Source organism: Actinocorallia lasiicapitis, from assembly GCF_054778695.1.
In genome coordinates this window covers 1-14,659 of record NZ_BAAGZI010000125.1, presented here as the reverse complement: position 1 = coordinate 14,659, position 14,659 = coordinate 1, and the positions used below count along the sequence as shown (strand labels likewise).

The window sequence follows — 14,659 nt, the reverse complement described above, 5'->3', positions numbered from 1 at the left end:
GCGGCGGGCGTCGGGTGCTCGAAGACGTCGCGCACCGTCAGCTCGGCCCGCAGCACCGTCCGCACCCGGCTGACCAGCCGGATCGCGGTCAGGGAGCTGCCGCCGAGCGTGAACAGCCCGTCATCGGCCCCGACCCGCTCCAGCCCGAGGACTTCGGCGAACAGCCCGCACAGCACGGTCTCCGCCGGAGTCCGCGGGGCGCGTCCGGACGGTGTGAACTCCGGGACGGGCAGCGCCGCCCGGTCGAGCTTCCGGTGGGGCGTCAGCGGGAACGACTCCAGCACCAGGATGGCCGAGGGCACCATGGCGGCGGGCAGCGAACGGGCCGCGAAGCTCCGGAGCCCGGCCGGATCGAGCACCGCTCCCGGCACGCCCACCACATAGCCGACGAGCGCTCCGCCGTGCGGGACGACCGCCGCCCCGGCGACCTCCGGATGCGCGGCCAGGGCCGCCTCCACCTCGCCCGGCTCGATCCGGAAACCCCGGATCTTCACCTGGGAGTCGCTCCGGCCGAGGAACTCCAGCCGTCCGTCGAACCGCCAGCGGACCAGGTCGCCCGTCCGGTACATCCGCTCGCCGACGCCGAACGGGCAGGCCACGAACCGTTCGGCCGTCAGATCCGGCCGTCCCAGATAGCCCCGCGCCAGACCGGGGCCCGCCAGATACAGCTCGCCGGGCGCGCCGGGCGGCACCGGACGCAGCGCACCGTCCAGGACATAGGCCAGCAGATGGGCGAGCGGCGCCCCGATCGGCGGCCGCAGCAGATCGTCAGGGCCGAGGACGGTCGCCGACGCCCACACCGTCGCCTCGGTGGGCCCGTAGACGTTGATGACCGTGCAGCCCCGCTCCCGGAGTTCCGCCGCCATCGCGCCCGGCACCGGCTCACCCCCGGCCAGGACGGTCAGCCCGCGCAGCTCGGGCACGTCCTGCGCGAGCAGCTCCTGCCAGAGCGCGGGCGTGGCCTGCATGACGTTCGCGCCCGTCCCGCCGATCAGCCGGCCCAGGGCGCGCGGATCGGTGATCTGCTCCGCGGAAGCGAGGACAACGGTCGCGCCGCGCGTCAGCGGCAGGAACAGCTCGAGCACGGAGATGTCGAACGCGACCGTGGTCACCGCGAGAAGACGGTCGCCGGGGCCGAGCGGGAGCGGCCCGTCCATCGCGTCCAGCAGGCCCGTCACCGCGCCGCCCGGGACCACGACCCCCTTGGGCCGTCCCGTCGAACCCGACGTGAACATCGCGTACGCCGGGGCCTGCGGCGGCACCGTCCGGCCGAGGTCGTGCGAGGGCAGGCCCGTGACGTCGGGCAGCGGATCGGCCAGGGTCAGCAGCGGTGAGGCGTCGGCGAGGATCAGCTCGATCCGCGCCGCCGGATGCGCGGGGTCGAGCGGCAGATACGCCGCCCCCGTCTTCAGGACGGCCAGCAGCGCGACCACCAGCTCCGCCGTCCGCCCCATCCGGACGGCGACGAGCCGTTCCGGCCCCGCTCCCGCCTCGGCCAGCAGGTGGGCGAGCCGGTTGGCCCTGCGGTTCAGCTCCCCGTAGCTGATCTCGACACCGTCGAAGATCAACGCCGTGGTGTGGGGTGAGGTCCCGGCCACCGCCTCGAACCGGTGGACGATCGTCCCGCCCGGCTCGGGCGGGACGCGCCCGCTCTGGAGGACCAGCCGCCGCTCGTCCGGGTCGAGCAGGTCGGCGTCGCCGAGCCGCACTCCGGGATCGGCCGCGACCGCCGCCAGCAGCCGGACGAGCCGGGCCGCGATCCGCTCGGCCGTCGCCCGCTCGAACAGGTCGAGGCTGTATTCGAGGGTTCCGTTCAGCCCGTCCGGCTCCTCGGCCAGGCTGAGACTGAGATCGAACTTCGCGGTGCCGCCCGACGGCTCCAGCGCGGTGACCGTCACGCCCGGCAGCTCCACCGGCCCCGGACGCTCCAGGAAGGTCAGCATCACCTGGAACAGCGGGTGCCGGGCCAGCGACCGCACCGGGCTCAGCGCCTCGACGATCCGGTCGAACGGCACGTCCTGCCGGGTGTAGGCCGCCAGATTCGCCGCACGGACCCGGTCCAGCAGCGCACCGAAGCTCGGATCTCCCGACGTGTCGGTCCGCAGCACCAGCGTGTCGGTGAACATGCCGACGAGGTCGTCCAGCGCGGGGTCGGGCCGGTGGACGACCGGTGTTCCGATCGGTACGTCCTCACCTGCGCCGAGCCTGGTCAGCAGGCCCGCGAACGCCGCCTGCACCACCATGAACAGGCTCGCCCGGCGCTCCGCTCCCAGTGCCGCGAGCCGGTCGCGCAGCTCCGCGCCGATCCTGACCGGCACGGCCGCGCCCCGCTGCGACAGCCTGCCGGGACGCGGCCGGTCGGTCGGCAGCGGCAGCACGTCGGGCATCCCGGCCAGGGTCTTGGTCCAGTGCTCCAGGCCGTCGCGGTCCGGCGGCCCGCTCCGCCACACCGCGTAGTCGGCGTACTGGACGCGCAGCGCCGTCGGCTCCGCGACCCGTCCGTCCACTCGTGCCTCGTACGCCCGCAGGAGATCGCGGGCGAGCACGCCCATCGACGATCCGTCCGCCGCGATGTGGTGCAGGACGACGAGCAGCAGATGCTCCTCCGCCGCCACCCGGACCGCCCGGACCCTGATCGGTGGCTCGGCGGCCAGGTCGAACGCACGCACCGCCTCCTGCGCCAGCCACCCTTCCTCGGCTCCGCCTTCGACGCTCGTGAAGGGCGGGGTGAGCTCGTCGGGGCGCAGGATCCGCTGGTAGGGCTCGCCGTCCGCTTCGGGGAAGACGGTGCGCAGCGCTTCGTGGCGGGTGAGGACGTCGCCGAGGGCGGCGGAGAGGGCGTCGGCGTCCAAGGGGCCCGTCACCCGCAGGGCGACGGGGATGTTGTAGGCGCCGGATCCGGGGTCAAGCCGCCACATGAACCAGACGGGGCGCTGCTGCGGGGACAGGGGGATCCGCTCGGGGCGGGGCCGTGCCGTCAGCGGGGCGCGTGCGGCCTGCCGGAGGGGGAGGCCCGCCAGCAGCCCGGCGACGGTCGGGGTTTCGAACAGCGCCCGGATCGGTAGTTCGAGCCCCGTCGCGGCGCGGATCCGGCCGGTGAGGCGGTTGGCGCGGAGCGAGTCGCCGCCCAGCGCGAAGAAACCGTCGTCGAGCCCGACGCGCTCGACTTCGAGGACCTCCGCGAACGCCGCGCAGAGCGACTCCTCGAGCGGGGTGCGCGGCGCGCGGTAGTCCTGCTCCGAGCCGAAGACGGGCATGGGCAGGGCCCGGCGGTCCAGTTTGCCGCTCGGCGACAGCGGCAGCGCGTCCAGGAGCATCACCGCTGACGGCACCATGTGGGCGGGGAGCCGGGCGGCGGCGAACCGGCGCAGCTCCGCCGGATCGGTGTCGGCCACGGCGTAGGCGACGAGCCGGCCGTCCCTGACCACGACGGCCGCCCGCGCCACCGCCGGGTGACGGGCCAGCACGTTCTCGATTTCGCCCGGCTCGATCCGGAAACCCCGCAACTGGACCTGCTCGTCGGACCGGCCCAGATACTCAAGTGCGCCGTCCGGCAGCCGTCGGACCAGGTCACCGGTCCGGTACATCCGCTCGCCGACCGCGAACGGCGACGCGACGAACCGCTCCGCGGACAGCCCCGGCCGGTGCAGATAGCCGCGCGCCAGGCCCTCCCCGCCGAGATACAGCTCGCCCGGCGCGCCGGGCGGAACGGGGGCGAGGAACGCGTCCAGCACATGGAGCCGCACCCCGGGCACGGGACCGCCGATCACGCTTCCCGGGGCCGACGCGACGAACGCACGGTCCAGGCGCTGCCCGGTGGCGCAGATCGTCGTCTCGGTCAGCCCGTAGAGGTTGAGGAACACCGGTGCGCCGGGCCGGTCCTGCCAGCCGTGGAGCAGCCCGAAGTCCAGGGCCTCACCGGCCAGATGGACCCACCGCAACGCGAGATCGTCGCCGGGGGTGAGCTGCGCGAACGCCGACGGGGTCTGCCCCAGCACCGTCACCTGCTCCCGCACGAGCAGCGCCCGGAACTCCGCCGCCGACCGTGCGACGGCCGCGGGCACGACGACCAGCCGCCCGCCCGACAGCAGCGCCCCCCACATCTCCCAGACGGAGAAGTCGAACGCGGGGGAGTGGAACATCGTCCACACCTCGGACCGCCCGTGCCCCAGCCATCGCCCGCCGACCTCCATCATCCGCACCAGTTCCCCGTGCGGAACCACCACGCCCTTGGGACGCCCGGTCGAACCCGACGTGTAGATCACGTACAGGGCGTGCGCGGCCAGGAGCGGCCCGAGCCGGTCGGCGTCCGTGACGGGCTCCGCCGGACAGCTCCCCGCCTCATCGGGACGTACCACCGCGAAACCCTCCGGCACCAGCCCCGGTTCGACCGCCACCACCAGCCGGGGCGCCGCGTCGTCGAGCATCGCCCCGATCAGCGCGGCCGGAGCGTCGGGGTCGAGCGGCAGATACGCCGCCCCCGCCTTCACCACCCCCAGAATGGTCACGATCAGCTCCAGCGACCGCGGCACCAGCACCGCCACGACGTCCTCAGCCCCGACCCCTCGCCCGATCAGCGACCGCGCCACCCGATCGGACGCCGCCCCCAGCTCCCCATACGTCAGTGTCCGCCCCTCGAACGTGACGGCCACCCTCTCCGCCTCCTCCACGACGACCCGCTCGAACGCCTCCACCACCGTCCCCGCGCCCACGACCGGGTTCCGCCCCGGCGCGGTGTGCCCGACCGCATCCGTCACGGTTGCCTCGGGCACGGAGTCGCCTGAATTCGGGGCGGCTTCCCGTTCCGCCGCTGTTTCTTCGTGTTCGGCTGGGTCAGGGGTGTTCGTTGGCTTCGGGCCGGTGCGCTCGGGAGGCTCCGTCGTCGTCTGGTCGCGCAGGGTACGGGCGTGGGGGCCGAGGAGGGTGAGGTCGGCGGGGGTCAGGAGGGGGAGGAGGTGGACGCGGGTGCCGGGGGCGGCCGTGGTGAGGGTGTGGAGGAAGGCCATGAAGCGGTCGTGGTGGGTGCGGAGGTCGGCGGGGGAGTAGAGGGCGGGGTTGGCGTCGAAGTCGATGCGGACGCCGTGGGGGCCGGAGCCGTCGTAGATGTTGAGGGACAGGTCCTCGACGATGCCGGTGGACAGGGGATGCAGGGTCGTGCGGACGCCGTTCGCCTCGATGGCGTAGTCGAAGCGCATGATGTTGACGACCGGGCCGTAGAGCCGTCCGCCGGCCGTCAGTCCGAGGTCGGCGCGGAGGTCCTCGAAGCGGTAGCGCTGGTGCTTCAGCAGTTCGATCGCGGACCGGACGCTCCGCCGGACGAGCTCCCCGACCGTCGTCCCGGCCAGATCCGTGCGCAGCGGCAGGACGTTCGACATCATGCCGGGCGTCCGGCGGGCCACGGCGTTGGTGCGGGCGGTGACGGCCAGCCCCAGCGAGACGTCCGACGAGCCCGTCATCCGGCCCGTGTAGGCGGCCATCGCGGCCATGACCAGTCCGGCCGTGTTCGTGCCCAGGCCCCGGGCCACCTCCTGGAGCCGCGCCGTCTCCGCCGGGGAGAGCCGGGACGTCCGGCGGATCATCCCGCCCGAGGGCGTGCCCGGACGGCGTCCCGACAGGCTCTCGGCACGGGGGAGGTCCGCGAACCGTGACGTCCAGTAGCCCCGATCCCGGACGAACCGCGCGGACTCCCGATATGCGGCCTCGTCGGCGAGCAGCCCTTCCCAGGAGCCGAGATCGACCTCGATCCGCTCGCCGCGCGCCATCGCGGTATAGACGCGACCGGCCCATTGGGCGAGCAGCAGCCCGGTATACGCGTCCGCCACCAAATGGTGGACGCGCACCTGGACAAAGGTCCGATCGTCGGCCACTCGGAAGATCGCATAGTGGTAGAGCCGGCCGCCCAGCACCCGTACCGGCGCCGCCATGTCGGCCCGCATCCACGCCTCGGCGGCCGCTTCCGGATCGGGTTCGTCCCGGACGTCGATGACGGGACCATCCGTCCACGGGGCCGCCGGCACCTGCCGGATCTCGCCGTCGACCTGCACCATCCGCACCGTGATCGCCTGCGCAGCCTCGATCACCCGGCCGATGGCGCGTTCGAGCAGCCCCAGCTCGACCGTCCCGTGGATCTCCAGATACTGCCCGACGTTCAGCGGCTCCTCGCCCAGCAGCTCCTGAGCGAGCCACATCCCGAACTGCCCGCGCGAAAGCCCAATTCCAGCCACGACCGACCGCCCGCCGACTCATTGCGTTCTGGACAGAATCCCATTTCTGTAAAATGGCACACAAAGCCATTAATTACAGTTTTCCGCAAACTAGCGAACCGCCCGCCCCCGGTCAATGGGCACAAAAAAGCCCCAAGGCCCCATCCCGCGTTCATGGGATGGGGCCTCAGGGACCGTGTGGACGATACTGGGATTGAACCAGTGACCTCTTCCGTGTCAGGGAAGCGCTCTCCCGCTGAGCTAATCGTCCGGGAGGTGAAGCTGCGCCGCTGGCTGCGGTGCGTCAGAGGTGGAAACGGGATTTGAACCCGTGTACACGGCTTTGCAGGCCGTTGCCTCGCCTCTCGGCCATTCCACCGTGAGGCCTGGCGGCCTCTTCGAGCGGAAGACGGGATTCGAACCCGCGACCCTCACCTTGGCAAGGTGATGCTCTACCACTGAGCCACTTCCGCCGGCACCCTGGCGGGGCGTTTCCGCTCCGTCCTGGCGACGAGGAAACCATAGCCAACTCTGGGCGCTTCGCCAAACCGAATACCCGTGGCCGGGCGGGTCGGGGCGTCCGGGAGACTGGGGGGATGGAGGCGTTCGCCCATGTGGATGGGGTCCTGGCCACCGGCCTGGCCGAGGTCGGCGGCGATCTCAGCGTGCTCGACCGGGGCGGATGGTGGGCCGTGGTGATCACCTACGAGGGCGAGGTGACGTGCGCCCGCTTCACCGACGTCCGGCCCGCCCCGCACCCCGACGGCCCCTGGACGGGCCCAGGCCGCCCCTGGCACAGCTCCCTCGACGAACACGGCTACCAGGAGGGCGTCCGCCGCATCCGGGAGGCGATCGGCGACGGCATCGTCTACCAGGCCAACCTCTGCCGTGTCCTGGACGCCCCCGTCACCGACCCGATCGCCGGGCTCGGCGCCCGCCTGCGGGTCGGCAACCCCGCCCCGCACGCCATGACGATCAGCCTGCCCGGGCTCGAGGTGGCCTGCGCCAGCCCGGAGCTCTACCTGGCCAGGGACGGCGAGCTGTGGACGTCCCGCCCGATCAAGGGCACCGGGGTCACCGCCGACGATCTGCTGCCGAAGGACCACGCCGAGAACGTCATGATCGTCGACCTGGTGCGGAACGATCTGGGCCGTGTCGCCGAGACCGGATCGGTGCGCGTGCCCGAGCTCTGCGCGGTCGAAGCGCATCCCGGGCTGGTCCATCTGGTCTCGACCGTCACCGGCCGGTCGAAGCGCCCGTGGCCGGACGTGATCGCCGCGACCTTCCCGCCCGGTTCGGTCACCGGCGCCCCCAAGTCCAGCGCGTTGAAGATCATTGAGGAGCTGGAGCCGGTGCCGCGCGGCCCGTACTGCGGGGCGATCGGCTGGGTCGACGCCGACCGGGGCACCGCCGCGCTCGCCGTCGGCATCCGCACCTTCTGGATCACCGGGGGCCGGTTGCGCTTCGGCACGGGAGCGGGCATCACCTGGGGCTCCGATCCCGCGAGAGAATGGCGGGAGACCGAGCTCAAAGCAAAGAATCTTCTGGAGGTGGCCGGTGCGGGTCTGGGTCAACGGTGAGACGGGACGCGACCACGTCAGCGTCCTCGATCACGGCATCACCGTGGGCGACGGCGTCTTTGAGACGATCAAGCTCGTCCGGGGGGTGCCATTCGCCCTCACCCGCCATCTCGACCGGCTCGCCTTCTCCGCCCGCGGCCTCGGCCTCCCCGAGCCCGACGACGCGCTGATCCGCTCCGGGATCGCCGAACTGCTCGACGGCGCGGACTGGCCGCTCGGCCGGCTGCGGATCACCTACACCGGCGGTCCCGGCCCGCTCGGCTCCGACCGCGGCCCCGACGGGACGACCACGATCCTGCTGGCGGGCGTGCAGAAGCCGTTCCCGCCGACGGGCGCCGTCGCCGTGGTGCCGTGGCCGCGCAACGAACGCGGCCCCCTGGCGGGACTGAAGACGATCCCCTACGCCGACTACGTCATCGCCCTGGCCCAGGCCAAGGCGCGCGGCGCCGGCGAGGCGATCTTCGGTAATCTCGCGGGCCATCTGTGCGAGGGCACCGGCTCCAACATCTTCCTGGTCAAGGACGGCCGGCTGATCACGCCGCCGCTCACCAGCGGCTGCCTGGCCGGGGTCACCCGCGCTCTGGTCACCGAGTGGCTGGACGTCGAGGAGCTCGATGTTCCACTCGCCGAGCTGTACACCGCCGACGAGGTGTTCCTGACCTCCACCACCCGCGACATCCAGCCGGTGACCCTGGTCGACGACACCGCGTTCGAGGTCGGTCCCGTCACCCGGAAGGCCATGGAGATCTTCGCTGTCAAGGCCGCCGAGCGCGAAGATCCCTGAGAGTTAACACCAAAGCCCTTATCTTCCGGGATTTCCACGTCCAGACTGGTCCCGTGTACGACTTCGATCTCCTCGTGCTCGGGTCCGGTCCGGGCGGTCAGAAGGCCGCGATCGCTGCGGCGAAGCTCGGCAGACGGGCCGCCATCGTCGAAAAACGGAACATGCTGGGTGGCGTCTGCATCAACACGGGAACGATCCCCTCCAAAACCCTCCGCGAAGCCGTCCTCTATCTGACGGGCCTCAATCAGCGGGAGCTGTACGGACAGTCCTACAAGGTCAAGGACGAGATCACCGTCACCGACCTGGGGATGCGCACCCAGCATGTGATCGGCCGCGAGATCCAGGTGATCCGCAGCCAGCTCACCCGCAACCGGGTGACCATGCTCCAGGGCACCGGCCGGTTCCTCGACCCGCACACGGTCGGCGTCCTGGACGTCGGCGCGGGGGCGGGCGCCGAGCAGAAGATCACCGCCGAGAAGATCGTCATCGCGACGGGCACCTCGCCGGCCCGCCCGTCCACGGTCGAGTTCGACGACCGGACGGTGATCGACTCCGACGCCATCCTCCATCTCGACCGGGTGCCCGACACCTTGGTCGTCGTCGGCGCCGGAGTGATCGGGATCGAGTACGCCTCGATGTTCGCCGCCCTCGGCACCAAGGTCACCGTGGTCGAACGGCGCGAACGGATGCTGGAGTTCTGCGATCTGGAGATCGTCGAGGCGCTCAAGTACCACCTGCGTGACCTGGCGGTCACCTTCCGGTTCGGGGAGAGCGTCAAAGCCGTCGAACGGCGGCCGCGCGGCGCGCTCACCGTGCTGGAGAGCGGCAAGATGATCCCCGCGGACTGCGTGATGTACTCCGCCGGACGGCAGGGGAAGACCGCCGAACTCCAACTGGAGGCGGCAGGGCTCGAAGCCGACGACCGGGGCCGGATCTCCGTCGACGGCAACTTCGCCACGACCGTGCCCCACATCTACGCCGTCGGCGACGTCATCGGCTTCCCCGCGCTGGCCGCCACCTCGATGGAGCAGGGACGGCTCGCCGCCCAGCACGCCTGCGGCGAACCCGTCGCCGACATGCACGAACTCCAGCCCATCGGGATCTACACCGTGCCGGAGATCAGCTTCGTCGGACGGTCGGAAGACGACCTGACCCGCGAGCGGATCCCGTTCGAAGTGGGCATCTCCCGCTACCGCGAACTGGCACGCGGCCAGATCATCGGAGACTCCTACGGGATGCTGAAACTGCTGGTGTCGCCCGAAGACCGCCGGCTCCTCGGCGTCCACGTGTTCGGGACCGGCGCCACCGAGCTCGTCCACATAGGGCAGACCGTGATGGGACTCGGCGGAACCGTCGACTACCTGGTCAACGCGGTCTTCAACTACCCGACGCTCGCCGAGTGCTACAAAGTCGCCGCGCTGGACGCCATGAACAAGATGCGGGCCATCTCACGGCTCACCGCCGAGATCAACGGCTGACGCTCGACCGGGTGCGGGCCGACTGCCGGCCCGCCCCGCATGGCGGCCGGTCAGGACGACCAGAGCAGGTGCTCCAGCTCGGCGTCCATGTCGACGAACTCCGACTCGCGGCCCGCCGACACGATGTCGTACGTCTTGTGCAGGAAATCGGCCATCGGCGTCAACGGGACGTCGAAGAGCGCGTTCCCGAACGGCGACGACAGCGCCAGGTTCAGGGTCCGGTCACTGTCCGGACCCGCGGGCCAGACCTGGACATCGCCGTCGCCGGCCCTGCGTTCGATGCCGATCGTGAGCAGTTCACGAGCGAAGATCCACTCGACGGGTTCGTCGTTGCCGACATGGAACGCCATGCGGATCGCGTAAGGATCGTCGGCTGCGTACTCGAGAGTCGCGAGGAGTGGCACGGTCGTACGATCGGGCACGACGAGCCGAAGGCCAAGCTCCGCGGAGACGGTGGTGCTGCTGTTCATCGCCATTCCTTCAGACGTCGGGCTCGGTTGCCGAGCGCTCCGATGAGGACTACGTCCCTCCAACGGATGTCCCCCTGATCTATGACGCGTAACGGCGGCACTTCGTCAGAACATTCCCACGAACAGCCTCTGAGGGGGTCGTCCAGATCATCCTTGACCTGGGCGAACACGGACACAAGTACCGAGAAAAAGCTGTCCCGCAAGGTAGGTTTGAGTGGCTGAAGCCCGACCCGCACGCCCCTCCGGGGGCCCTAGATCCCTTAGAGTAAAACCGTGGCAATGAATGAGAAAAAGGACGATGTGGTCCTCGGTCGCTACGGCCGGTTCCGGGCCGCGCTCCGCCGGAACAGCCTGCTCGACACCACCTGGCGGATCGGTGTCTTCACCGTCGGCGCGACGGTCCTCGCCGCGGGCCTCGCCATGATGGTGCTGCCGGGCCCCGGCATCCTCGGGATCGTCGCGGGACTCGGCATCCTCGCCACCGAGTTCGTCTGGGCCCAGACCGCGCTCGCCAAGGCGAAACACGCCGCCGACAAGGCGAAAGAGAAGGCGCTCGACCCCAAGGCCCGCCGCCGCAACACCATCCTCGCGATCATCGGCGGCATCGCCATCGCCGCCGCCCTCGTCGCCTACCTCCGCGTCATCGGCACCGACCTCCCCTGGAACGCCGACTGGAGCAAGATCAACACCCGCTGATCCCGCACAACCGACGTGCGAACCACCCACGACTCGCGCTAACCTAGACGAGTCGCACGGGCGATTAGCTCAGTGGGAGAGCGCTTCGTTCACACCGAAGAGGTCACTGGTTCGAACCCAGTATCGCCCACCCGCGCGTCGAGCCCTCGTGTTCGCAGCCCCGATCGGGGCGGCTTTCACGGGGGCTCTCGCCATTTCTTCCGGGCCGTTCGTGGGGGGCTTGTTCGCCGTCCTGGACGGCCGGGGCTCACGGTCTCGCTGATGATCGCGGTTATTGTTTCGCCGGGATTCTTGGGTTTTGCCATGATTGCGGGATGGTCGTTGAAGGGCTGATTCTGCGGAAGACGTGGCGGGTCGTCGTTCCTTCGGGGGCGGTCGGTGACGGGGGTGCGGCCGTCCGGCGGCTGGACTCGGCGCTCATGTCCGTGGGATTCAAGCTGTCGCGGGGGCTCGTCGAAGCGCTGAGCGGGATGCGGGAGCGGGACGTGTACTCCGTGGCGGAGTTCGTGCTCGACGCGGTGCGGCGCGAGGTCGGCGACCACGTTCAGCACAACGTCTACTTCCGGGACTTTCCCGCCCAGGTGCCGGACACCTTCGAGTTCTGGCGGGAATGCGTCCTCAGGGCGCTGCTCGTGCACGAGAAGGACGCGGCGGAGCTCTTCGGGACGGGCGGGGTGAACCTGCTCGCGCTCCCCGACTACGGGCGCTACCTGCACAGCTACGACGCGATGGTCGCGGCGCACGACACGTTCGTGGCCGCCGGATCCGAACGCGTGACCGTGCTGCACCTCGGCGGAAGCGTCGAGGACGAGGCACGCGAACTCTACCTGCGGCTCGCCGGGAGCGCCGTACCGCTCAGCGCCGACGACCTCGACGGGCTGAAGATCCTCGCCGACGTGTGCGACGACGTCGAGCAGCCCGCCGAGATCCCGGTCCGCGAGAACCGGGCGGTGATCAACACGGTGCGGGTGATGACGGGCCGGCCGCTGCTCGCCGACACCGTCACCGATGTGCTGCGGGTCGCCGCGCTGCTGTGCGGCGGCGACGTCACGCTGGAGACGCCGACCAGATTCCGCACCTTGCCGCGCGGCGTACGCCGGACCCTGCTGGAGACCCTGGACCGGATCATCGGCCGGACCCCCGCGAAACTCGGCGACGTCACCATGCGGCGCGAGCAGTGGAAGCGGCTCGGCGAGCGCCTCCACCCGCACGAATACCCGCGATGGCCGCACGCGCAGCGCGTGTTCGCCGTGGCCCGCGGCACGGAACGGGCACCGTCGTTCGCGTCCCGGGTGGAGCAGGCGTTCGGCTCCGGCGGCACCACCGGAGCGGTCGGCGTGCTCCGCGCCTCACCCGGCACCCTGTTCCGGACCCTCGACCGGCTGCTGCGCGAAGCCGCCGACGAGGAGGAGACCCTGCTCGTCCTCGAGGCCGTCGCGACGGCCGTCCGCGAGGTCTCCGGCCGGGTCGTGCTCTCCGTCCGGGAGCACCTGCAGAACCGCGCCACCGCACCGACCGCCCAGCGGATCTTCGTCAACCGGACGGGCGGCGCCTGGACCGTCCCGGACGCCCGCGGCCCCCTCCCCGCCGACGCCGTCGAAACCCTCCTCGACCTGTTCGACGAGGAGATCACCCGACGGCTGCCCGTGGTCGGGCCGATCACCCACGACCCCGACGTGCTCGGCGTCGCGCTGCCCCTGTCCGGCAAGGCGGCGGGTTCCGGTCTCGGCGTGCTGCCGCGCGGCTCCGTCACGCCCGTCGGCGACCGGCACGACGTCCTGCGCTTCTTCGTCCACTGGCGGCAGGCCGAGCACACCACCGACCTCGACCTGGGCGCGCTCATGCTCGACCGCTCCTTCGGTGACCCCGAACGCGCCGACTGGACCAACCTCACCGGCACCGGTTTCGTCCATTCGGGCGACATCACCGAGGCGCCCGAGGGAGCGTCGGAGTTCATCGACGTCGCGCTCGCCAAGGTGCGGCATCCGGTGCTCGTCCCGCAGGTCCTCGTCTACTCGGGCGAACGGTTCGACCGGCTCGCCGAGTCGTTCTTCGGCTTCATGCTCCGCGACTCCCGTCCGGGGATCGGCGACGTCGCGAGCGGCCTGCCGTTCGAACCGGCGACGGTCCGGATGAAGTCGGAGCTGCGCGGCAGCGGCGGCACCGCGATCCCGCTGGTGTTCCTGCGCGCCCCGGACGGCTCCTGGACGGCCACCTGGCTGAACCTGTTCCCGCGCGGCCGGGACTTCTCGACCGTCCAGGGCCGTTCGGTGAGCGCGTCGATGCAGGTCAAGGGCATCGTCGAACGCGATTACGTCACGGTAGGCCACTTGCTGGGCCTGCTCGCGGCGAAGTCCGCGCCGGACGCCCCACCCGTCCACATCGGGCTGTCCCGCCCGGACGGCCTGCCCGAAGGCACCCGCGTCTACACGCCGGAGAACCTGGGTGCCCTGATCCCCGCCTGACTGTTACCCTGCGATCAGTGAGGCCATGAGGGCGCTTCCTTCTCACTTTCCCTGACTAGCGCCTTCGCTCTCCTCACCCACCGAACGGCTCCCTCCCGGGAGCCGTTCCGCGTCTCACCTGCCTTCAGGTCCGTCCGGCCTCGTCCACGATCGCCGAGGCGACGACCATCTCGTGGTGCGACCGCCCGATCGGCGGCGGCGGCGCGTAGACGACACCGGAGAGCGGCCCGCCGTTGCCCACCCCCGAGCCCGCGGCGGCCACCGGGTGCGACGGGCTCGGGTCGACGGCGACGACGACCGAGCCCCAAGCGAGATGCTTGGCGGTGACCGGGTCGATGAGTTCCTCATACCGGAGGCCGTGCTCGTTGGTGCGGGCGATCATCGTGGTGGGACGTCCCAGCGGGTCGGTCCTGCCCGTCTCGACCACGACGCCGGGGATGAGGGCGAGGGCGCGGAAGGCGGCCGCTCTCGTCCTGGGCGGCGAGAGCAGATCGTCGAACAGTCCGGTGAGTTCCTGGAAGGCGCTCGTCCGCCGGCCGTCCTCGGTCCGCGGCGGCCGGGCCCCGATCCGGGGTCCGGGCGGGTTCAGGTACCGGTCGTCGATGGTCTTGTACGCCCACGCCAGCAGGGCTTGCGGGTCCGTCGGCAGTTTCAGCAGCAGGTCGTGGTCGCGCAGCGGTGACGCGTCGTCCTTGCGGGGGTGCTGCCGGTCCTTCTCGAGCCGTCCGCCCGAACGCTGGGCCGCCCACCGGCCGTCGGCTCGCAGCCAGGTCTCGTGGGTCATCGTGGTGCCGTCGTCGTCGCGCATCGTGGACTTGCGGTAGATCCACTGATGCGGCTTCGGCCGGTCCGCCTTCTCCTGTTCGACGGTCTGCGCCGCCCGCTCCAGCAGCAGTCCGGCGCTGGCGGGCCGGGCCAGCGGATTGTCCGGGCCGCCGAGGCCGCCGGCGACGAGGAGTCCCGCGGTGAGCGCGCCGGTCACG

General features: G+C 71.2%; 8 protein-coding genes and 4 tRNA genes. 6 read left to right on the top strand and 6 right to left on the bottom strand.

Features of this window, described 5'->3' with window-relative positions; genetic code table 11:
* The 4 genes from ACYVE7_RS16185 to ACYVE7_RS16170 all read right to left on the bottom strand — a co-directional run.
* Positions 1–6,188: amino acid adenylation domain-containing protein (locus ACYVE7_RS16185; RefSeq protein WP_460365526.1), on the bottom strand; the 6,188-nt coding region annotated here is incomplete at its 3' end.
* Positions 6,189–6,402: 214 nt separating this feature from the next.
* Positions 6,403–6,474: transfer RNA gene (locus ACYVE7_RS16180), tRNA-Val, on the bottom strand.
* Positions 6,475–6,511: 37 nt separating this feature from the next.
* Positions 6,512–6,582, bottom strand: a tRNA-Cys gene (locus ACYVE7_RS16175).
* 22 nt (positions 6,583–6,604) lie between these two features.
* Positions 6,605–6,676 (bottom strand) — tRNA-Gly (locus ACYVE7_RS16170).
* Positions 6,677–6,799: 123 nt separating this feature from the next.
* On the opposite strand from ACYVE7_RS16170, the gene ACYVE7_RS16165 reads away from it, so the two are divergent.
* The 3 genes from ACYVE7_RS16165 to sthA are packed head-to-tail and all read left to right on the top strand — an operon-like array spanning position 6,800 to position 10,045.
* Positions 6,800–7,783: a chorismate-binding protein gene (locus ACYVE7_RS16165; protein ID WP_460365525.1), complete on the top strand. Its 984-nt coding sequence runs from the start codon at positions 6,800–6,802 to the stop codon at positions 7,781–7,783.
* Positions 7,761–8,567: an aminotransferase class IV gene (locus ACYVE7_RS16160; protein WP_460365524.1), complete on the top strand. Its 807-nt coding sequence runs from the start codon at positions 7,761–7,763 to the stop codon at positions 8,565–8,567. Before ACYVE7_RS16165 ends, ACYVE7_RS16160 begins: the two co-directional genes overlap by 23 nt.
* A 53-nt stretch (positions 8,568–8,620) precedes the next feature.
* Positions 8,621–10,045: a Si-specific NAD(P)(+) transhydrogenase gene (gene sthA / locus ACYVE7_RS16155; RefSeq protein WP_460365523.1), complete on the top strand. Its 1,425-nt coding sequence runs from the start codon at positions 8,621–8,623 to the stop codon at positions 10,043–10,045.
* A 50-nt stretch (positions 10,046–10,095) separates the two neighbouring features.
* Here sthA and ACYVE7_RS16150 read toward each other — a convergent pair whose 3' ends face one another.
* On the bottom strand, positions 10,096–10,515 hold the full coding sequence (locus ACYVE7_RS16150) for an SsgA family sporulation/cell division regulator (RefSeq protein ID WP_460365522.1): 420 nt from the start codon (positions 10,513–10,515) through the stop codon (positions 10,096–10,098).
* Positions 10,516–10,794: 279 nt separating this feature from the next.
* Between ACYVE7_RS16150 and ACYVE7_RS16145 the strand changes: the two genes are divergently transcribed.
* The 3 genes from ACYVE7_RS16145 (at position 10,795) to ACYVE7_RS16135 (ending at position 13,676) form a co-directional block, all read left to right on the top strand.
* Positions 10,795–11,211 carry a PGPGW domain-containing protein gene (locus ACYVE7_RS16145; protein WP_460365521.1) on the top strand — a complete coding sequence of 139 codons (417 nt, stop codon included), beginning with the start codon at positions 10,795–10,797 and terminating at the stop codon, positions 11,209–11,211.
* 58 nt (positions 11,212–11,269) lie between these two features.
* Positions 11,270–11,341 (top strand) — tRNA-Val (locus ACYVE7_RS16140).
* A 184-nt stretch (positions 11,342–11,525) separates the two neighbouring features.
* Positions 11,526–13,676, top strand: coding sequence for a TerD family protein (locus ACYVE7_RS16135; protein WP_460365520.1), 2,151 nt, complete (start codon positions 11,526–11,528; stop codon positions 13,674–13,676).
* 124 nt (positions 13,677–13,800) lie between these two features.
* Here the strand turns inward: ACYVE7_RS16135 and ACYVE7_RS16130 are convergent.
* Positions 13,801–14,659, bottom strand: an 859-nt coding sequence (locus tag ACYVE7_RS16130; RefSeq protein ID WP_460365519.1) for a CU044_5270 family protein, incomplete at its 5' end; no start/stop codon positions are given.

What these genes read in the sequence shown, in the direction of transcription:
- ACYVE7_RS16165 (WP_460365525.1), top strand. Translation starts at nt 6,800, where the DNA reads ATGGAGGCGTTCGCCCATGTGGATGGGGTCCTGGCCACCGGCCTGGCC.
- ACYVE7_RS16150 (WP_460365522.1), bottom strand. Translation starts at nt 10,515, where the DNA reads ATGAACAGCAGCACCACCGTCTCCGCGGAGCTTGGCCTTCGGCTCGTC.
- ACYVE7_RS16145 (WP_460365521.1), top strand. Translation starts at nt 10,795, where the DNA reads ATGAATGAGAAAAAGGACGATGTGGTCCTCGGTCGCTACGGCCGGTTC.
- ACYVE7_RS16135 (WP_460365520.1), top strand. Translation starts at nt 11,526, where the DNA reads ATGGTCGTTGAAGGGCTGATTCTGCGGAAGACGTGGCGGGTCGTCGTT.